This is a genomic window from Sphingobacterium haloxyli (genome assembly GCF_002980525.1).
Lineage (GTDB): Bacteria > Bacteroidota > Bacteroidia > Sphingobacteriales > Sphingobacteriaceae > Sphingobacterium > Sphingobacterium haloxyli.
Genome location: NZ_PVBQ01000006.1, coordinates 1 through 20750 on the forward strand (window position 1 = coordinate 1; position 20750 = coordinate 20750).

At 40.7% G+C, this 20750-nt stretch carries 21 protein-coding genes and 1 tRNA gene; 9 read left to right on the plus strand and 13 right to left on the minus strand.

Annotated features, from left to right (window positions below; genetic code table 11):
- Nucleotides 1-301: 301 nt before the first annotated feature.
- From rplI to C5745_RS08845, 4 genes are all read right to left on the minus strand, one after another.
- Nucleotides 302-745, minus strand: a complete 444-nt coding sequence (gene rplI, locus C5745_RS08830) for a 50S ribosomal protein L9 (RefSeq protein WP_105716645.1) — start codon at nt 743-745, stop codon at nt 302-304.
- A 12-nt stretch (nt 746-757) separates the two neighbouring features.
- The gene (gene rpsR, locus C5745_RS08835; RefSeq protein ID WP_105716646.1) at nt 758-1021 is read right to left on the minus strand and encodes a 30S ribosomal protein S18; all 264 of its coding nucleotides are present in this window, start codon (nt 1019-1021) and stop codon (nt 758-760) included.
- The gene (rpsF, locus tag C5745_RS08840) at nt 1021-1389 is read right to left on the minus strand and encodes a 30S ribosomal protein S6 (protein WP_105716647.1); all 369 of its coding nucleotides are present in this window, start codon (nt 1387-1389) and stop codon (nt 1021-1023) included. Before rpsF ends, rpsR begins: the two co-directional genes overlap by 1 nt.
- Nucleotides 1390-1590: 201 nt before the next feature.
- Nucleotides 1591-2481, minus strand: a complete 891-nt coding sequence (locus C5745_RS08845; RefSeq protein ID WP_105716648.1) for a cupin-like domain-containing protein — start codon at nt 2479-2481, stop codon at nt 1591-1593.
- A 203-nt stretch (nt 2482-2684) separates the two neighbouring features.
- On the opposite strand from C5745_RS08845, the gene C5745_RS08850 reads away from it, so the two are divergent.
- Nucleotides 2685-3188 (plus strand): lipocalin-like domain-containing protein, encoded by a 504-nt coding sequence (locus C5745_RS08850; protein WP_105716649.1) that lies wholly within the window; start codon nt 2685-2687, stop codon nt 3186-3188.
- A gap of 46 nt (nt 3189-3234) precedes the next feature.
- Here C5745_RS08850 and C5745_RS08855 read toward each other — a convergent pair whose 3' ends face one another.
- The 3 genes from C5745_RS08855 to gyrA are packed head-to-tail and all read right to left on the minus strand — an operon-like array spanning nt 3235 to nt 8097.
- Nucleotides 3235-4422 carry a tetratricopeptide repeat protein gene (locus C5745_RS08855; protein WP_105716650.1) on the minus strand — a complete coding sequence of 396 codons (1188 nt, stop codon included), beginning with the start codon at nt 4420-4422 and terminating at the stop codon, nt 3235-3237.
- 2 nt (nt 4423-4424) lie between these two features.
- Nucleotides 4425-5543 (minus strand): tetratricopeptide repeat protein, encoded by a 1119-nt coding sequence (locus C5745_RS08860; RefSeq protein WP_243403294.1) that lies wholly within the window; start codon nt 5541-5543, stop codon nt 4425-4427.
- The gene (gene gyrA / locus C5745_RS08865; RefSeq protein WP_105716651.1) at nt 5536-8097 is read right to left on the minus strand and encodes a DNA gyrase subunit A; all 2562 of its coding nucleotides are present in this window, start codon (nt 8095-8097) and stop codon (nt 5536-5538) included. Before gyrA ends, C5745_RS08860 begins: the two co-directional genes overlap by 8 nt.
- A 304-nt stretch (nt 8098-8401) precedes the next feature.
- On the opposite strand from gyrA, the gene serC reads away from it, so the two are divergent.
- From serC to C5745_RS08890, 5 genes are all read left to right on the plus strand, one after another.
- Nucleotides 8402-9472, plus strand: a complete 1071-nt coding sequence (gene serC, locus C5745_RS08870) for a 3-phosphoserine/phosphohydroxythreonine transaminase (protein ID WP_105716910.1) — start codon at nt 8402-8404, stop codon at nt 9470-9472.
- A 17-nt stretch (nt 9473-9489) separates the two neighbouring features.
- Nucleotides 9490-10437 (plus strand): D-2-hydroxyacid dehydrogenase, encoded by a 948-nt coding sequence (locus C5745_RS08875; protein ID WP_105716652.1) that lies wholly within the window; start codon nt 9490-9492, stop codon nt 10435-10437.
- 121 nt (nt 10438-10558) lie between these two features.
- Nucleotides 10559-11872: an aspartate kinase gene (locus C5745_RS08880; RefSeq protein ID WP_105716653.1), complete on the plus strand. Its 1314-nt coding sequence runs from the start codon at nt 10559-10561 to the stop codon at nt 11870-11872.
- A gap of 92 nt (nt 11873-11964) precedes the next feature.
- A complete protein-coding gene (gene lysA / locus C5745_RS08885; protein ID WP_394342073.1) occupies nt 11965-13140 on the plus strand; it encodes a diaminopimelate decarboxylase in 1176 nt (391 codons plus the stop codon).
- 113 nt (nt 13141-13253) lie between these two features.
- Nucleotides 13254-13326, plus strand: a tRNA-Lys gene (locus C5745_RS08890).
- Between the two features lie 187 nt (nt 13327-13513).
- On the opposite strand, the gene C5745_RS08895 is transcribed toward C5745_RS08890, so the two are convergent.
- Entirely contained in the window at nt 13514-13981 is a 468-nt protein-coding gene (locus C5745_RS08895) for a DUF1097 domain-containing protein (protein ID WP_105716655.1), read from the minus strand.
- 5 nt (nt 13982-13986) lie between these two features.
- Nucleotides 13987-14700 carry an NAD(P)H-dependent oxidoreductase gene (locus tag C5745_RS08900; protein ID WP_243403295.1) on the minus strand — a complete coding sequence of 238 codons (714 nt, stop codon included), beginning with the start codon at nt 14698-14700 and terminating at the stop codon, nt 13987-13989.
- Nucleotides 14701-14750: 50 nt separating this feature from the next.
- Between C5745_RS08900 and C5745_RS08905 the strand changes: the two genes are divergently transcribed.
- Entirely contained in the window at nt 14751-15140 is a 390-nt protein-coding gene (locus tag C5745_RS08905) for a winged helix-turn-helix transcriptional regulator (RefSeq protein WP_105716656.1), read from the plus strand.
- 573 nt (nt 15141-15713) lie between these two features.
- A complete protein-coding gene (locus tag C5745_RS08915; protein WP_105716658.1) occupies nt 15714-15998 on the plus strand; it encodes a hypothetical protein in 285 nt (94 codons plus the stop codon).
- Nucleotides 15999-16014: 16 nt separating this feature from the next.
- Here the strand turns inward: C5745_RS08915 and C5745_RS08920 are convergent, their stop codons facing one another.
- The 4 genes from C5745_RS08920 to fabG form a co-directional block, all read right to left on the minus strand.
- Nucleotides 16015-16983, minus strand: coding sequence for an ABC transporter permease (locus tag C5745_RS08920; RefSeq protein WP_105716659.1), 969 nt, complete (start codon nt 16981-16983; stop codon nt 16015-16017).
- Nucleotides 16980-17942, minus strand: coding sequence for an ABC transporter ATP-binding protein (locus tag C5745_RS08925; protein WP_243403296.1), 963 nt, complete (start codon nt 17940-17942; stop codon nt 16980-16982). The genes C5745_RS08920 and C5745_RS08925 overlap by 4 nt, the downstream gene beginning before the upstream one ends.
- Nucleotides 17929-19056 carry a COG1470 family protein gene (locus C5745_RS08930; protein ID WP_105716660.1) on the minus strand — a complete coding sequence of 376 codons (1128 nt, stop codon included), beginning with the start codon at nt 19054-19056 and terminating at the stop codon, nt 17929-17931. Before C5745_RS08930 ends, C5745_RS08925 begins: the two co-directional genes overlap by 14 nt.
- Nucleotides 19057-19199: 143 nt before the next feature.
- The gene (fabG, locus tag C5745_RS08935; protein WP_105716913.1) at nt 19200-19943 is read right to left on the minus strand and encodes a 3-oxoacyl-[acyl-carrier-protein] reductase; all 744 of its coding nucleotides are present in this window, start codon (nt 19941-19943) and stop codon (nt 19200-19202) included.
- 258 nt (nt 19944-20201) lie between these two features.
- Between fabG and C5745_RS08940 the strand changes: the two genes are divergently transcribed.
- The gene (locus C5745_RS08940; protein ID WP_165793055.1) at nt 20202-20720 is read left to right on the plus strand and encodes a DUF4168 domain-containing protein; all 519 of its coding nucleotides are present in this window, start codon (nt 20202-20204) and stop codon (nt 20718-20720) included.
- The last annotated feature ends 30 nt before the right edge of the window (nt 20721-20750 follow it).

Sequence of the window (20750 nt, forward strand, 5' to 3'; positions counted from 1 at the left end):
GTCTATCCTGTCCAAAACCTCGTTTAAGATGCGTACGGGATGATCCGGAGCAATCAATTCCCCCAAATCGGGCGGGAGCAGCATGGTCTGGTGCTGCAGGTTACGCTTGAAAACCACCGTGGTCGTTCTGCCTCTTGCCATACCTTAAAGATAGGGATCAGAACGCTGATATACAACAGGATAGATGAATAAAATATCAACAAAAAATAGAAATAATGTGGAGAATAGTAGAAAATAAAAAAAGGCTGCTCAAAAATTACTTTTGAGACAGCCTCTTTTCTTTTTTAAGGGTCTAATTTTATTATTCAGCTACCACTTCAAACGGAATCTGAACTTTAACTTCTTTGTGTAAGTTTAAGTTAGCAATGTACTCACCAACTGTTTTAGGTTCAGTTTCGAAAGTGATGCGACGACGGTCAACGTCATATCCTTGTGTTTTCAAAGCTTCCGCAATTTGGATGCTATTTACTTTACCAAAGATTTTTCCGCTTTCACCAGCTTTAGCACCAATAGTAAGTTTGATACTTTCCAATTTACCGGCTAATTCCGTTGCGTCTTTCTTGATTTTTTCTTGTTTAAACTGAGCTTGTTTAATGTTCTCAGCCAATACCTTCTTAGCAGACGGCGTCGCTAGGATGGCAAACCCTTGAGGAATTAAGTAGTTGCGACCGTAACCCGGTTTTACGTTTACGATGTCGTCTTTCTCGCCAAGTTGTTTAATATCTTGTTTTAATATAACTTCCATGTCGTTTCCTCCTTATTTTAATGAATCTGCTACGTAAGGCAATAGTCCGATAATACGCGCGCGTTTAACGGCTTGAGCTACTTTACGTTGAAATTTCAATGATGTACCCGTTAGACGACGAGGTAAGATTTTACCTTGGTCGTTTACAAATTTCAATAAGAAGTTTGCGTCTTTGTAGTCGATATACTTGATACCGTTCTTTTTGAAACGGCAGTATTTTTTACGGTTGTCCTCTACTTTAGGAGCAGTTACGTATTGGATGTTTTCGTTTGCCATTATTTTGCTACCTCCTCCGTTTTAGTTTCAGCCTTTTTGTTGAATGCACCGCTACGTTTTTTCTCGTTGTAAGCTATTGCATGTTTGTCTAAAGCAATAGTTAAGAAACGCATAACACGCTCATCACGCTTGTATTCAAGCTCTAATTTTTGAATTAATTCACCCGGAGCCTTGAATTCAGTTAGGTGATAGAATCCAGTAGTTTTCTTCTGGATTGGATACGCTAATTTTTTCAAACCCCAATTGTCTTCAGCGACAATTTCGGCTCCGCCCTCAGTAAGGATATTTTTGAATTTAGCGATTACTTCTTTCGCAATATCCTCTGAAAGCAACGGGGTAAGAATAATGACAGATTCGTACTGTTGCATTGTGTTTTAATAAATTTGTTTTAATTAATTTAATACTCGTACTTTAACGAGTGTGCAAAGATAATGATAAAATATGATTTTTACTTTTTTTACCTCAAAAAAAGTAAACAAAAAGCCTCCTCGCTTCAGATCTTCGACAAACAGGATAATGCTAAGGGTGAATTTCTACATGCGTCAAAGTTCCGGAGGCGACATTAGCAGTTAAGCAGGGATTGTGTTTGGCTGTTTCAAATAAGCATCTAATGCCTTTTGACTTTTCTTAAAAGCTTGTCGTTGTTTGTAATCCACCCATTTTTGTTTGAAGAGTTTACGCATAAGTTTGTCTGTATACCGTATAAAGAACACCTCCTTTAACAGGCTAAAAAGTTTCTTTGGCGAACTAGGAAAGGAGCGGAGCGTAACAGAAAAGCCGGCTTCCAGATAGCGGTTGAAATGCCAATAGCCGCTCGGCATAAAGAGCGCATCGCCGTGGTCCATAAAGATCTCGTGTCCTTTTGCATAACGTAATGCCGGAAACCGTTCGTAGTCTGGTTGCTCGTAGTCCACATTATAAATAGTATGGACAGAAAAAGGAACTTTATATAGAAAAGCGGCCTCTTCGGGGGGGAACAATAAAACTCTTTTTTTGCCCTCAAATTGGAAATGCATTAAGTCCGCGAGATCAACATCATAGTGCATAAGTACACGCGCCTCACTACCGCCAAAAAATAGCGTCGGTATACGTTTGAAATATTTAAAGCCTAGATCCGGATAGGAAAAATTCTTGAGCAACTCAGGCAACTTATCCGTAATAATATAAAAGAAAATTCGCAGATCGGAAGGTTGCGTCTGGATGAGACGGATGTAGTCCCGCATTTTCATGCGAGTAATAGGCTCGTCTGTTGCTCTGCTAGGATCAGCAGGCTTGTTGTCATATAGTCCGACAACTTGTTCGTCAGCTTGTTCGTATATATAATCTAAATTCCACTTGTTGTATGCGTCCCATTTTTTAGCAAAACCCTTAATAAGTACAGGTTTTCGTGGCTTGAAATACTTGTTCAGAAACACTTCTTTACTTATATCGTCTACTGTATCAATTTCCGATAGAATCATAGCGCTTTTTTAATGGTTAAATCTAAATAAAATGTATTGCATTCACGAGTGCCTGATATAATCTATTTTTTGTCTATGCGATTAAAGACAGTTTTACAGAGACACTCAAAAAAAATGTCAAAATTTCATCATACATCCTGCGTGCAGAAACTAAGTTAAGAAGAAAAGCGTTATTATTATAAACTAATGCTACAGCATCTATTATGACATCAATAAAAAACGAACTGGTAGGAACTTGGAAACTGTTGTCCTATATTGAAGTCCCCATAGAAGGTGACGATTCACTTTTCCCGATGGGAAAGAACCCGTATGGAATATTAATGTATTCGCCCGATGGTTATATGGCAGTACAGATCTCAAAAGAGGGACGAATGCTCTATAAAAGCAATGACAAAATGATGGCTACACAGGAAGAAATGGCTTCTTCCTTGCAAGGATACATTGCCTTTTCTGGAAAATACAAAATAGATAACAACAATGCTGTTGTTACTTATTCGATTGAAAGCTCGTTATTCCCAAATTGGAAAAATCAATTGCAACGTCGGAAGATAGACTTTGAAGGCGATATACTTTATCTTAGGTCTACTGAGCCAATCCTTTCCAATGGTGTATACGTCAATTCTTATATGACTTGGCAACGTATGGACCGTTCCGTCGACAACTTTGATGATGAGCATTTGCTGAGAGAGATTAGCCTAAAGAATTAGGCAAATAAAAAAAGAGCGTTTCAACGCTCTTTTTTTATTTGAATTTCTATTGTTGTAAAGCTTCAATTTTAGCTTGTGTTTCAGCTGATTTCTCTTCATTTTGCTGGAAGTCATAATAGCCCTTCAAGCTTTTTAATGCATCAACATCCTTCGGGTCCAGCTCCACAACTTTTTCTAAGTACGGCAAGGCAACTTTAATCTGCTCTTTAAGTTCCTCTACTTTTGTGCTGTAATCATTGTTGGATAACGTTTTATCATCATTAAGTGCATTCAATTGATTCCTTACACTGTTGATGATAGTTGCGGAAGCATTCTTATTGGCTTCGATGTAATTAGGGTCTATCTCCACGGCCTTTTTATATGCTTCGATGGCTTTATCGTTATTATCAGACGCTGAGTACGCAATGCCTAAATAGTAATACAACGCCTTGTTGTCCGCGTCCTTTGCTATCTGATTTTCAATATCGGTGATTATTTTTGCCTCGTTACCTGTCATAAGATTCAACTCGATATTCTGTACAGAAGCGTCATTGTCCTCCGGGTATTCGGCCGCTGCTTTAGCAGCATACTCCAATGCGTTAGTCGTATCCTTAGCTGACAGATATAGCTTTGGCAAGTCTACCATCACCGCCTTATGTTGAGAAAATTCTTTTTGCGGAATCAATTCCTCGTATCTTTTAATAGCATTCGGATAGTCTTGATTTTGGATAGCGGCCAAACCGGAGTAATATAGCAATGTTGTGTCTCCTGGAAGATAGTTCAACGCTCGATTAAAGGTTGTGTAGGCCGTTTCGTAGTCTTGGTTGTTAAAAGCATCAGCACCCTGTCCAAAATTAAACTGACCTAATAGTTGACCGGCTACCGCAATGTTTTCTTTGTGTTTTCCATCGCTGTCCATCGCTGTCGCTTTTTGGATACCCTCTTCAGCTGCTTGCTCTGCCTCTGCTGATTTTTCTAACGTCGCCAAATTGGCATTCACTAAAGCATAAATAGTCCAAGTTTCGGGATCGTCTTTTGTTTTGTCATGCGTTATAGCAGCATCTATAGCCTCTTTGGCGCCTTCCAAATCTTTTTTTCCGAGTTGAGCTAGTTGCTCCGCAGGCAAATTGTTTCCCTGTAACTCTTGAAATTTCTGCAAACCTGCTTTGGCTTTCCGCAAGTTGCTACTTTGAGCGAAAGCAGTAGTACCTGCCACCACCAATAAAGAAAATAATATTGCTTTTTTTATATTCATATCTAATTATTTGATAGTTGATTCAATAGTAATTTCACGCGATCTAACTGCGCGAGATCTCCAGACCTTTCATAATATAATGAAAGAGACTTTAAAGCATTAACATCGTAAGGGCGAATTTCGTTTGCTTTTAGTAATAAATTTTGCGCTTGATACTGAGCTTCCACATTGTCGCCATCTTGAAGAAAACTGTTAAGAAAGATAAGGCCCAATGCCAGATTTGCCTCGTAATTGTTCGGGTCGAGTCGCAAAACCTTCGCATAATATCGCTTTGCGATTTCGATATTTCCTACATTTTCATTCGCGTACCCCGCTAGATAATTCAAGTCAATATCTTCTGGTTCATGTGCTATAGCTTCGTCAATAATAGGGGCGATAGCTTTATACTCGTTGTTCTGAGCGAAAAGTTGGATCAAATTCAACAATACCTGTTTGTTTTCGGGGAATTTTGTACGTGCCTCATGTAATGTATTCAGCACACCCTGATTATCTCCGTTTCTTTTGTGAGCTTCTGCTAGTTCCAAATAATATTCAACAGGTGCATCGCCCTTCTGTAACAGATCGTTATAATACCCTATTGCTGCATCGTGTTGTCCGGTTTGAGACGCCAAAAGAGCAAGATTATAGGTCACATCATAATTTTGAACATTAAGACCTTTCACCTTCAGGTAACTTTCATAAGCACCAGCATAATCTTCTTTCTCAAGCGCTTTTTTTGCTTTGTAAATATGCGAGGCAGCTAAATTCTGCTTGATGTAATTGGATTCAGATGTGTAATTTTCCCAATCTCGCTTTTTTATCTTGTTTACCGACTCGTAGGTAATATCAATGGGATCTTTCGGGTTTTTTACCGTGCGAGTAGAATCAGCATACGCGATGGAGCTGTATATCATAGCACGTAGGACATTCACACGCACGCTATTCGAATCGCGGCGGTTTTTGTACGTTTCATCTATGAATTTTTTTGCGTTCTCGAGATTCTTTAAATCACCAGACTTGGTATAGCGCGCAAAACTATTGCTGCTCTCCTTGTAGTTAGACTGAGCAGAGGTTTGCACTGAACCTAATAACATCAGCAAGCCCGAAACAATTGCGGGCAGGCATAATCCCAATTTATTCATCGTTTTCTTCAGCATCTATTGTGTCATCCGATACTTCATTTCCTTCTATATTACCACCGCTGTTTTCTATCTCCTCTTCTTCTTCACGGTCCACTTTGGTGATAGAGGCTATTGCGTCGGTATCTTTCAACGTAATCAAACGCACACCCTGTGTCGCACGCCCCATTACCCGAAGGTTATCAACACCAATACGAATCACGATACCTGATTTGTTGATAATCATCAAGTCATCTTCATCAGTAACCCCTTTAATGGCAACCAGTTCCCCTGTCTTATCCGTAACATTGATGGTTTTTACTCCCTTACCTCCTCGGTTTGTTACGCGGTAATCTTCGATATCGGTACGTTTGCCATAACCTTTTTCGGAAACAACAAGCACTGTTGTCTCTGAATTATCTACAGCAATCATGCCAACTACTTCATCTTTGTCGTTAGCCAGCGAGATGCCCCGTACTCCTGTAGCCGTTCTTCCCATTGGACGTACAGTGGATTCGTTGAAACGAATAGCGCGTCCAGAGCGAAGTGCCATGACGATTTCGCTATTTCCTGTTGTTAGACATGCTTCCAACAGCTCGTCACCTTCGTTGATGTTAATTGCGTTTATACCATTTGCACGCGGTCTTGAATACGCTTCCAGCGACGTTTTCTTGATCGTACCTTTTTTCGTACACATGATAATAAAATTATTTTCAAGATACACTTGATCTTTGAGGTTAGTTACCTTAATGAAGGCTCTGATCTTTTCTTCTTTTGGCACGTTAATGATATTCTGTAACGCACGACCACGCGATGTGCGACTACCTTCGGGGATTTCAAAGGCACGTAACCAGAAACAACGTCCATGATCAGTAAACAACAGTAGATAATTGTGCGCTGAGGCTGTTATAATGTGCTCTGTAAAATCTTCGTCTCGTGTGGTAGAACCGATGGCGCCCTTGCCACCGCGTCCTTGGCGGCGATATTCTGTCAGCGGTGTACGTTTCACGTACGAATTATGTGAAATGGTAATTACGATCTCTTCATCATCGATGAAGTCTTCCATACGCATGTCTTCGGCAGAATGCACAATGACGGAACGCCGCTCATCACCGTATTTTTCTCTTATCTCTACTAGCTCTGTTTTAATTATCTCCATGCGTAGATTTTCATCTGCGAGTACCGATTTTAGATAATCAATTGTTTTCATGAGCTCCGCATATTCCTCTTTGATCTTATCGCGTTCCAGTCCTGTTAGACGACGAAGTGTCATGTCTAAGATAGCACGTGCTTGAATATCCGTCAAGCCAAATCTACTCATCAGGCCTACACGGGCATCTTCAGGCGTGTCGGAGTTCCGGATAAGTTTGATGACTTCATCTAGATGGTCAAGTGCGATGAGGTAGCCTTCTAGTATATGTGCACGCTTTTCTGCTTCGGCTAACTCGAATTTGGTGCGACGGATCACAACTTCATGCCGGTGCTCTACAAATTCGTGAATCATGTCCTTCAGATTCAACAACATCGGACGTCCTTTTACTAAGGCGATGTTGTTTACAGAAAATGAAGTCTGTAAAGCTGTATATTTATAAAGGTTGTTTAATACAACATTTGCATTTGCTTCCCGTTTGATCTCGTAGACGATTCGGAAGCCGTCTCTATCGGATTCATCCCGGATGGTAGAAATACCCTCGATTTTTTTCTCATTGACCAGTTCAGCAGTCCGTTCAATCATGTTCGCTTTGTTGACCTGATAAGGGATCTCGGTCACAATAATGCATTCACGGCCATTTTTGAGGGTTTCGATTTCCGCTTTAGCGCGCATTACGATACGGCCTTTACCAGTTTCACAAGCGTCTTTTACACCATTATAGCCGTATATAATACCGCCGGTAGGAAAATCAGGTCCTTTGATATGCTGCATCAACTCCGCGATTTCGATGTCGCGGTTTTCGATATAGGCAATGGTACCATCCACTACCTCGGTCAGGTTGTGGGGAGCCATATTTGTAGCCATACCCACCGCAATTCCCGACGCTCCGTTTACCAAAAGATTCGGAATCCGGGTAGGTAAAACCGTTGGCTCTTGTAACGAATCGTCAAAGTTCAGTTGAAAATCAACAGTGTCTTTATTGATGTCGGAAAGCATCTCTTCAGACAGTTTTTTTAGGCGTGCCTCGGTATAACGCATAGCCGCAGGCGGATCACCGTCGATAGAACCGTAGTTACCCTGGCCATCCACCAATTGGTAGCGCATGCTCCAGTCTTGCGCTAAGCGAACCATAGCATCATATACTGAAGAGTCACCATGCGGGTGATACTTACCTAGCACATCTCCAACGATACGAGCAGATTTCTTATAGGGTTTGCCACTCGTTACACCTAGATCTAACATCCCGTATAGTACACGTCTGTGTACCGGTTTCAAACCGTCTCTCGCATCGGGTAAAGCACGGGAAACGATCACCGACATAGAATAATCTATGTAGGCAGATTTCATTTGATCCTCGATATTAATTGGAATGATCCTGTCGTTTGCAGGCACTAGATTGTTTTCGTTTTCTGTTTCTTCAGCCATATTAATTTGGTTTCAATAAAACTAAAATGTGTGTCTCCAAAAAAAAGGCACACATCGCATGCGAAGTTACGATTTTTTTTATTAATTACGGAGCGTTTAAGTGTCTAAAATATATAAGCCCATACCGCGACGATTAAGTGCGCCGTAAGAGTAAAATACTTGGCAATATTCGTTTGTTGTATGTCATATTTTTATAAAACAAAAGAAATGCTTATTTATCTTTCAATAAAAGTTTGGGAAATATGAAGAAAATTAAAAAATGTGCTATTTTTGCGGTTCATTTATTCACGTAAAATAATTCATGATGAAACACAATTTTGGGGCAGGACCATGCATACTTCCACAGGAAGTATTTCAAGAAGCTTCGCAAGCTGTCATTGATTTTAATAATACTGGGCTTTCCATTCTTGAAATATCGCACCGTTCCAAAGAGTTTGAGCAGGTGATTCAGGAAGCGGAGGCTTTAGTGCGCGAGCTTATGGATGTGCCGTCTGACTATTCTGTTTTGTTTTTACAGGGAGGAGCGAGTCAGCAATTTGCCATGATTCCGATGAATCTTTTGCCAGAAGGGCGGAAAGCTGCATATCTAGATACAGGTGTCTGGGCTACGAAAGCTGCAAAAGAGGCGTCGAAAATAGGACAGGTAGCGATTGTGGCTTCCTCATCCGACAAAAACTATACTTACATTCCCAAGGAGTTTTCGGTACCTTCGGACGCTGCTTATTTCCATTACACCTCAAATAATACTATTTACGGTACGGAAATTTTTCAGAAACCAAATGTAGACGTACCTACCGTAGTTGACATGTCATCGGATATATTGAGCCGCGTGATAGACGTCGCTGAATTTGATTTGATATATGCCGGTGCCCAAAAAAATATGGGACCTGCAGGTGTTACATTGGTTATTGCAAAGAATGATATTTTGGGGAAAACCGGGCGGACACTACCGGCAATATTTGATTATGAAGCGCATGCAAAAGCAGGGTCACTTTATAATACGCCTCCGGTGTTCTCTATATATGTATCCATGTTGAATCTACGGTGGTTAAAAGAGAAAGGCGGTATATCGGTAATTGAGCAAGAAAATATTATTAAAGCGCGAACATTATACGATGAAATTGAGCGGAATCCATTTTTCAGAGGCACCGCGAATGAAGAGGACCGTTCTCGAATGAATGTGACATTCGTTATGGACACGCCGGAGCAGGAAGCTGCTTTCTTGAAACTTGCGCAGGAGCGTGGAATGGTGGGTATTAAAGGACATCGTTCGGTTGGAGGTTTTAGGGCATCGATTTATAATGCTCTAGGTATTAGTTCTATCAATGCCCTGGTAGATGTGATGAAAGAATTTGAAGAATTGAGTAATAAATAGAATAAACATTTTATTAAATGAAGATATTAGCGAACGACGGTATTGATGCAGCGGGTAAGAAACTGTTGGAAGATGCCGGATTTGAGGTAGATACAAATCATATTCCGCAAGAAGAGCTTGCGGAAAAGTTGCAGGCTTATGATGCCATTACTGTACGCAGTGCCACAAAGGTTCGTCAAGCATTGCTTGACGTGTGCCCGAATATTAAAGCTATTGGTCGTGGTGGTGTAGGAATGGATAATATTGATGTCGACTATGCGCGCTCGAAAGGTATCGCTGTCATCAATACGCCTGCCGCTTCATCGTTATCTGTAGGAGAACTTGTGTTTGCTCACCTTTTAAATGGTGTGCGCTTTTTGTACGACTCCAATCGCAAGATGCCTGTAGAAGGGAACACAAATTTCGCGGGACTTAAAAAAGCCTACGCCAAAGGCGTGGAGCTAAGAGGGAAAACATTGGGTGTTGTTGGATTTGGACGGATCGGTAGAGAAACGGCGAAAGTAGCTCTCGGACTGGGAATGGACGTGATCTATACCGACCTATTCGACGGACCGACATCTTTATCTCTGACGTTTACCGGTGGCGTTCAAGCAGACTTGCCTGTGAAACAAGTGGCTTTCGAAGAAGTATTAAAACAATCGGATTTCATTACTCTTCATGTTCCTTTTCTGGATAAGCCTGCTATCGGAAAAGAAGAGTTTACTTTGTTAAAAGATGGAGTCGGGTTAGTAAATGCCGCTCGCGGTGGTGTAATAGATGAATTAGAGCTTATCAAAGCACTGGATTCTGGTAAAGTATCTTTTGCGGCATTAGATGTGTTTGATAATGAGCCAACGCCGAGACAAGAGATTTTGAGTCATTCTCGGATTTCTTTGACGCCGCATATCGGAGCGGCAACAAATGAAGCACAGGAGCGGATCGGTATCGAACTGGCGACGCTGCTTATAGATGCTCTGAAGAAGTAATTCTTCCGCATGAAATATATGCGGCACAAAAGCAATGAAAAGCATTTGTGCCGCTTTTTTGTGTAAAATAATTACATTTACAGGTTTTTTGAAAGATAGTAATAGATACTACGATTATAATATGAAAATTCTAAAGTTTGGTGGCACATCAGTGGGAAGTGCCCAACGTATCAAAGGGTTACTGGATATTGTAAACCCTACGGAACGCCAGCTTGTTGTTCTATCGGCTGTAGCTGGTACGACAAACGCTTTGGTGGAAATTGGACATGCTTTTTTAGCGGGAAAAACCGAAGAGGCATTGAATTTAATCAAGTTGCACAAGGATAAGTACGAAGAACTGATAAAGGAGCTCTTTTCGACGGATCAGGGACTTGAAAAGGGCAAGAATCTGATTGATTATCACTTTAATTATATCGCTTCATTGGGGAATGAGATGTTCACGCCCGTCGAAGAAAAAATCATTTTGGCACAGGGTGAGTTGTTGTCGACCACATTGTTTCATTTTCATTTAGAAGAAATCGGGGTTTCGTCGGTATTGTTGCCTGCGTTGGATTTCATGAAAATAGATGAAGACAACGAACCCATGGTACCTTATATCGGGGAGAAGCTTTCTGCTTTATTGGCGGAATGCTCTGATAATTCCTTGTTTATTACACAAGGTTACATCTGTCGTAATTCGTTTGGTGAAATTGACAATCTACGTCGTGGAGGGTCTGACTATACAGCTTCGCTTATTGGCGCAGCTATCCAAGCGGAAGAAGTCGAAATATGGACGGATATTAATGGGATGCACAATAATGACCCACGCGTAGTAAAAGGCACACAGCCGATAGCAAATCTGAGTTTTGATGAGGCCGCGGAGCTAGCCTATTTCGGAGCTAAGATTTTACACCCACAGAGTGTATTCCCCGCACAGCGATATAATGTACCCGTGCGTCTACTGAATACGATGGATCCACAAGCAGCCGGCACGCTAATAAGCAAAGAGGGGGGGAGCAAAGGGCAGATTAGGGCGATTGCGGCTAAAGATGGAATTACGGCCATCCATATCCACTCTTCCCGTATGTTGTTGGCTTATGGTTTCTTACGGAAGATATTCGAAATATTTGAACGGTACAAAACACCGATCGATATGATTACAACATCGGAAGTAGCGGTTTCGTTGACGGTGGACGACACTCGAAATCTAGAAGACATTATCAAAGAAGTCGAAGACTTCGGTTCCGTACATGTGGATTATAATCAGACCATCGTTTGTGTAGTGGGTGATTTTAGCGCCAATACACATGGGTATGCGGCCAAGGTATTAGATGCGATCAAACATCTCCCATTACGTATGATTTCTTATGGGGGCTCGGACTATAACGTTTCTATCTTGTTGGACAATAGTCACAAAACCGAAGCGCTTCGTTCCTTGCATAATAGATTATTTTAGACCTTTATAAGCGAGGGGGCGATGGTGGCGTCGCCCAGTGAATAAGAAATAGAGGGCGTTGCCCAAAATCACAAAGACGAAAAAATTATATGTTGTTTAATAATATTCAGCGAGAAAGAATAAGAGATTTAGAAACACCATTCTACTATTACGACCTTGATCTATTGAACGAGACGTTGGACCACGCGAAACATGCTGCGGATAAGCGAGGGTTCCATGTGCATTACGCGTTGAAGGCTAATTTTAATGATCGTTTGTTGTCTGTGATCCAATCGAAAGGATTCGGCGCAGATTGTGTAAGCGGAAACGAAGTTCAAAAGGCGATTGATCTAGGTTTTACAGCCGATAAGATTACATTTGCAGGGGTGGGGAAATCGGATAAAGAAATTATCCTCTCCTTGCAACATGGCATATTTGCCTTTAATGTTGAGTCTATTCAAGAGATGGAGGTCATTAATGAGCTGGCTAGTAAGCTGGGTGTCATCGCCAAGGTGTCATTACGGATTAACCCTAATATCGACGCCAATACGCATCATTATATCACGACGGGACTCGATGAGAACAAATTCGGCGTTCCGACTTCAGAGCTAGAAACTGCTGCATCAGTCATCAGACAAGCAAAAAACGTCGAACTGATTGGGTTGCACTTCCACGTCGGATCGCAGATAACCGATATGAATGTTTTCAAGAGCTTGTGCGTTAAAGTAAATGAATGGAAAAATTGGTTCGAAGAGCGGGGAACACAAATCAAAGTGTTAAATGTAGGAGGTGGATTGGGGGTAGATTACCAACTTCCTGATGACAATCCGATCCCTGATTTTGAGACGTATTTTGAAATATTCGACCGGTTTTTAGAACGAGCTCCGCATCAGGAGGTCCATTTTGAATTAGGACGTGCATTGGTGGCGCAATCGGGATCGCTTATCACAAAGGTATTATACACCAAGAGTGGTGTAAAGAAGCACTTTTTAGTGGTTGATGCAGGGATGACAGAACTGATGAGACCGGCCTTATATCAAGCGTACCACAAGATAGAGCGCGTGGACACAGACCAAGAGCCAGGTGTCCTGTACGATGTTGTAGGACCCATCTGCGAAAGTTCTGATTGCTTCGGTAAAGAAGTGCCTTTGCCGCAATCGGAGAGGGGAGATTTGATTGCTATCCGCACGGCGGGTGCATATGGCGAAGTAATGGCCTCTCATTACAATCTACGTGATGAAGTGCGCTATTTGTACAGCGATGCATTAAATTTATCCCCCTCACTATGAACAAGTTTTTGTTTTTCTAAAAAAAAGAGGTAAAGAATATTTGCATTTTAAATCGAAATTCCTACTTTTGCATCACTTCAAACAATGAAGCGGCGCTTCAGAAAATGAAGGACGATTCCGTAGCTCAGCTGGTAGAGCAATACACTTTTAATGTATGGGTCCTGGGTTCGAATCCCAGCGGGATCACAAAGCCACTCGAATAAGAGTGGCTTTTGTTATTTAAGCTGGGATGAGAATGAAGGGACGGGCTGAGCCAATCCCAACGGGATCACTTCTTGGGACAAAGAAAAAAAAAGACTTACCCCATTTTTTTAGACAGTAATTCACTACTTTTTTTGAGTTAACATATATACTATCACAGAATCGCCGGTGTTCAACAAATCGAATTATCTATTTTTGCATAAACTATATAATTAACCCAACCAAATAGGAACCCTAAAAAAAGCGAAACGGATGATTTAAGAGCTTGCTCAATTGTTGGTTCTGCATTTAAGCCGAACCATACAATCATACCTATAAAATAAGCGGGAAGTACATTTAAAGTTTTAAGTTTTGTTACGTAAAACACACCTGTCAAAACAATTCCTACGGAAAGATGAAACCATATTTGACTCAAATTTTCAATCAGGAAGTTTCCAAAGAAAACTATAATAATTGCTATAAGTATTCCGAAAAGTTGTTGTATGTAAATCTTTAGAGAAACTTGTTTAGTTGGGCTCAAAAGGGACAAACTGGTCCAACCTAAAAAAAGTACCCAGGTAGGCAAATTCAGAGAGAAGGTGAATATTGTTGCTAAAGAAGCTAATATTCCTAGACTTATCGCTTTGTAAAATGATTGCATATCCTTTAGTATTTTCCAGCCGAAATAATGGGTTCATTAAATATATTTTTTAGCCGGCTATTCCATCTTCCTATTAATGATTTTCGTTCATCTTCTGTTAAATGTGCAACAGAATAATTGATTTCAGGCTCTAATACTGAGAACCCTACACATTCTAATATTCCTCTATTTATAGGCCTTAAAATACCAAGTATATCGCCATGAAAACCATCACTTGCATAAGTTTCTTCTGGACTTCCCGTAGTAACAGATATTAATGCTTTCTTACCCTTTAATGTTCCATTTTCGTAGTAACCACCGCCTTTAAAAAATCTCCCAGATGTAAAAATTCTGTCTGTCCAACCTTTTAGAATAGCAGGAGGGGCAAATCTCCATAAAGGGAATTGCCAAATCATTAGATCGCACCATTCAACTTTTTCTTGTTCAATTCGAGTTTCATCGGTATAACTGTTATTCATCTCTGCTGCGTATATCTCTTCTACCTGTAATTTCAGAAAGTTTGGATTTTTCACAGACTTAAAATTACTTCGGTCATAAACAGGGTTAAATTTCATTGTGTACAAGTCTGTAGTTCTTACTTCATGTCCATTTTCAATAAATGTTTTGATGGCGGATTGATATAATGCAGCGTTAAAACTTTTAGGTTCAGGATGTGCTAACACAATTAATATTTTCATTGCTTTAAATTTAGTTTCCAACAAAGCTATTTTCATTTCCATATCTTTGCAAGGAAGCAGGACATTGTTAGCAACTCACAATTTTGTTAGAAATGGGAAAAAGAAAACTCACAAGTACGAATACTATAAACAGAGACTATTTAAAAAATGAATGCGGTACTATGTACGCGTTGACCTTACTTTCTGGTAGATGGAAAATGACTATTCTTCATAAACTGTCAAAACGCGATTTGCGCTTTACGGAATTGAAAGAAGCAATAGTTAATATTTCTGATAGAATGCTTTCCTTGCAATTAAAAGAAATGGAAAAAGATGGACTAGTTGAACGGAATGTATACGCTGAGGTACCCCCAAGAGTAGAGTATAGGCTAACGACAAGTACCAAAAACTTGATTTCTGTTTGGGACAAATTAAATGTTTGGGGCGACAATCATCGAGCAATGATAGAATCAAAGCATAAAAAAGAGCAGCGATTTCTATAAATGATTTATTGATAGACAGGTCGGGCGGATTGCCACAGGAAGCGCGGGGCGAAGACTATGAAGAACATGCATTTGCCAACGGCATAAAGAAGAAACGAGAAAAAAATGTAAGCATACGTTTGGTTTTGATGATTTATCATCAGATAAATTATTTCTAATTTTGCTACTACAAAATCATGTACGCTATACAATGCCAACAAAACTCGAACTCAAAGAAGCAAAAATGTCACTTACCTCGCTATTAAGTAAATGTGACAAAGCAATCCTCAAATTGGAAAAGAAATCTTCACAACATACATTAATGGTACGACGAATAAAAGCGTTGAATATCTCCTTACAACTTATAGAAAGCGAATTACAAAAGAATATCTCTGCATAAAAAGGCTAATAAGCCAAGTACAGTCACCAAAAGCCATCCGACACTTTGCGCCCTATGTCTGCTAACAGATTTTGCAGACCGTCAGTTCGACATAACCTATGGTCGCGAAATTCGATATAACCGTGTCCGAACATTTTCCTGCTAATAACGTTCTCTTAAGTAGGAGCAAACGATATGAAAAAAGGTAACGCGTTATGAGGAAGCTTACAAAACAGACAAAGATCAATATAGCAATAGGAATCACGCTAGCAAGTATAGTATTGGTAGCTTGTAATGGAGAGTCGGCGTCGTCATCTACAGATAACACCGACTCTCTTCTCCATCCTGCTGAGGACAGTGGTGTCCCGCTGAATTATCTCGAACGTAATAAAGACCCGGACACGGTCGATCAGAAAATAGAGAATAATTCCGGCGTACCATTAAATAACCTAAATCGAGATAATAGTTATGATACGATAAGCTCTCCTGATCTGGATTGAACGCACGGGTGAATGGTCAGCAACGGATTTCCTTGCGCATAAATAAATAGTAAGAAGCAGCAAAACACACAATAGTACAGGCGACCAACGCCACCATCTGCGACCATGCAACTTTTATACTTTCCCAAACAGGTAGAGGCGAAGGGATTGCTCCCTGAAGTTGTTCCATGTGTAAAGGACCAAGACTTCTGATGGATGGCATGAGCAACATACTCGTTCCATCACTATAGAGCTGACTCGGTGCAAAGCGCATGATTGTTAACATAAAATGTTGATATTGCATGATTTCCACTTCCGAAGCGTATGGGTTTGGCTGTACTGCTTTTGCTACAATATTGATAATGATCGGATAGAATACTGTGAAAAACAGCCAAATCGCAATGGCGACTAAAGCGGACGTTGCAGTGTGCTTAAAACGAACTGAAAACAGAATCGATAAATTGAGCCAGAAAGCAACATAAACGATGGTTAATAAGGTGAAAAGAAAAAGCCTATTGCATTCCATGAACGTAGGCGGAAAACCTATCAACAATGTTGCAGCGCCTATGGTCAGGAGAATAAGCGACACAAACAGGGTCCCTATAACGATTAATGCGCCAATAAATTTCGCGTTTAGAAAATAGTCCCGATGGATAGGCTGTGATAGAATACGACCCAAAGTGCGACCGTTAAACTCCGAGTTAACGGCATCAAAGCCCAAACAAATACCAAGCAACGGCCCTAAAAAGCCAATAAATAGATGAAAAGACGGCATAGTACCATCAGAAGTTGTAAAAATCTTGAGAAAAAAGAACGCTGCATCGGGGTCGTTTGGATTGGGCGCTGTGTTTTTCAATGCCTGCAACGCCGTGTATAAAGAAGCTATACATGTCAATAAGACGATAGCTAGCAGGATGATAAATTTCCAGCTTCGGATATGATCGGCAATTTCCTTTTTCACTAGAATAGAGAACGCATATAGATTATTGTTTTTATTTAGCGTCATTTTGTAAGACCTCCTTCGAAATAATGTGCGTAAATATCTTCTATGCCATAGGCGCGTTGCTGCAGCTGCATGATAGTAATGTCGTGATCGACCAGCTCTTTTGCGAGATGATGTACGATGGTTTCATCCGCATCAATATGAAACACATCATCGTTTTGTTTGATAGATTTAATAGCTGACATTTCTTTCAAAATATTGTGAGTTCGTTGTGTGTCCGTCCGAGATACTTTGAGCTGGATGTTACGTGGCCTATCTTGAAAAAGTCTTGATGCCAAATCCTGAATAGGACCGTCAGCAACCAACTTTCCTTTGATAAACAGACCGACTCTATCACAAATTTTTTGTACTTGATAAAGCTGATGACTAGATAATAAGACGGTCAGCTTCTCTTCTCGACTCAAACGCAATATAAGCGAGGTGAAATCTTTAACGCCCATGGGGTCCAATCCTAACGTCGGTTCGTCCAAAATCAGTACTTTGGGATCCTTTATTAAACTGTCAGCTAAGCCGAGCCGTTGCCGCATCCCTCTAGAAAATTTACCTACTTTTTTCTCGGCAACGTCTTGAAGACCTACTTTCTCTAAAAGAGAAAGCGAACGTTGTCTAGCCTCTTCGTAGGGAATCCCATTCAATTGCGCGGTCAATATTAGATTTTCTAGCGCGGTCCAACTCTCGTAAAAGCCGATATTGTCAGGGAGGTACCCAACCAGGCGTTTGACAGCAATAGGCGATCGGACGGGGTCGATGTTACAAACCCCAATTTCGCCGGACGTTGGTTCACTCAAACCGAGCAGCATCAAGATCGTGGTCGATTTTCCGGCTCCGTTTGGTCCTAATAGACCGAAAATCTCACCGGCTGCAATGTCAAGATCCAGCTGGTTTACCGCTGTGAAATTCCCATACCTTTTCGTTAATTGCCGCACACGAATAATAGGGTTATCCATTTTATCTCCTTCCATATTTGCGGATCAAAAAATAAACGAGTGCGACGGCGATAGCAATAACAAAAATACCCACCCAGCCCCATAGTAAGGAAGTTTCTACGGTCACGCGAAACTTAATACTGTCGCTCGTTTCATTGTTTTTGGCATTCAATGTAATTTGATAGTCACCTGCAATGGCTTTTTTTGCAGGTCTAACGATTGCTGTGACGGTTTGGCTCTCGCCGGCTTTGAGACTGCTAATCCGGCTAGGCTCAAAATGAGCTTCCCATTGTGAGGGGGTGGAAGCACTAAGATTGACTTGACTCAGATCGGAAGTACCGGTATTTTTAACTAAAAATTGAATTGATTTATTTCGATTGGCAGTTGCTGTCGTACTCAACAGCCCCTCGGGTGTAGTGAGCTGTATTTCGTAGGAACCTGTAATGACAACTTCTAGTGAGAGGTTGGACTGATTTAGTGGACTTTGGGCAAATAGTGGAATCGTATATTTTCCCTTTTTGACACTTTCGGGAGGAAGAATTTCAATTAATATATCCTTTCGTTGATTACCTTCTATGTTAACAGATGATACTTGCTTTCCGTCGACTTTGAATGTCGCTCCCCAGCCCGATTGTAGATTAGCGCCCAAACGATATACCTGCGCTTCCGAAGAGCGATTAAGCAAGGACGCATTGAAAGTGAAGGTTGATTTTGCCGAACCCTCCATGTTGGTTTGTGGGCTATTGAACTCTGACGACGATTTTCCATCCGTGGTGACATCGACAGTCAGCGGCAGGGACGATTCACCTTGCGCAACCAGCTGAAATCGGTACTGTCCCTTTTCTATTTTGGAAGGTACGATAATCTTTAGGTTGAGCGATTTGCGCTCTTTGGGTAAGACGGAGATTTCCGCCGCACTATAATTTCCCGACTTCATTTCATAATCCCAATCTTTAGGGAGATTTCGCAAGCTGATCCTTCCGTTTCGCGTAACCGAACTGTTGTTGATTAGCTCCACATTGTAATCAATGACCTCTCCCGGTGAAACCGAAATCTTCGGATAGGTCGTGTACAGTTGCAAATTTTGAGCAATGGCAATGTTTGATGCCAAAATCATGCCCAATAAATAGATTATCCGACTTTTTAGCATAAAGTAAAATTTTAAAAAGAGTGGTTTTATTAATTTTATTGGCCTAAAATAAAAAGCCCTTAACATTCCTGTCAAGGGCTTTAACATTTTTTTACATATTATCTGGCCAGTTGAATTTCGTCAATTCAGCTGCGTATCATTTTTTACAGCATACCACCATCCACAGGAATAACCTGGCCATTGATATAAGAGGATAAATCCGACGCCAAGAATAAACAAGCGTTGGCCACGTCTTCAGCTTCTCCGGCACGCTTTAGCGGAATGTTTGCTTCCCATCCGGCAACGACCTTTGGATCGAGTACCTCAGTCATTTCGGTGCGGATAAATCCGGGTGCGATCACATTAGTCCGGATATTTCTAGAACCCAGTTCTCTGGCTACGGATTTAGAGAAACCGATGATGCCCGCTTTAGAAGCAGCGTAATTTGCTTGTCCGGCATTACCTTGTATGCCGACCACCGAGCTCATATTGATAAACGAACCTTTACGGTTTTTCATCATGATTTTCGATGCCGCCTTAGTTACATTAAAAATTGATTTGAGATTAACGTTCATGACATCATCCCAGTTTTCTTCTGTCATACGCATTAACAGACCGTCCTTCGTAATCCCTGCGTTGTTGACGACGACATCAATTGTTCCAAATTCAGCAACGATGTCTTCGATTAACTTCTCAGCTTCCTCAAATTTAGATGCGTCGGAACGGAAACCCTTTACGTGTGTGCCAAAAGCCTGTAATTCGTTCTCCAACGCTTCTCCCTTTTCTACAGAAGATAAATAGGTAAATGCAACGTTCGCTCCATGCCGAGCAAAAACTTCAGCAATTTTTCGACCGATGCCTTTTGATGCTCCCGTGATTAAAGCTGTTTTGCCTTCTAATAATTTCATTTTATGTTTGTATGATTCTAGTTCCGCTCTTAAATATCCAACAAACCTAAATAAAATGCTTTGCATTCACCAATACCTAATAAAAAAAATCAATTGGTCGTACCGCTGCATCTTGCAGCCATTTAATTACAACCTAACGGTTTCATGTAAAAAAAGCCTCAGTTTACGATGCTATTTCCGATATAAATGGGAGTTATAGGCAATAATATTATCTATATGCGTTATATATGTAGGAAAATTTTCGAAAAACGAATGAAGATGAACAAGAATAAATTTATTATGCAGAGACTAAAAGTAATTTTATTAGCCGTAATGATGATGGTTGGCGTTGGAGCTATGGCGCAGGAACCGAACCTACTGCAGGAACCGGAATTGAAAGAAGATTTCGAAAAAGACGAATTAATTTCATTTATAAAAGCGAGTTCCAAAGTGGAAGCTATACAAATGGGAGTACAAGAGAGTATGGCGAACGCGGTCAAAGAAGAGGGCTTAACAGTGGAGAAATTTAATACGATGGCGCAAGCACAAGAAAATTCAGAGGAAGGGATTCAAAATGAAAGTGCCGAAGATCAGAAAATGTTCAATACCGCTTTTGAAAAAATAATGAAAATTCAAGACGACGTTGGAGGAGATATTCAAGAAGCAATAAAAGAAGAGGGTATCGATATACAGGTGTTCGAACAAATTATGTACGCCTATCAAAACAGCGAAAAAGTAAAAGGTGAGTTAGATGGTGTGTTGTTGGAATTACAACAGGAACAAAGCACGCAGCCTTAATAATAATAGCACAAAAATCCTGACACCACC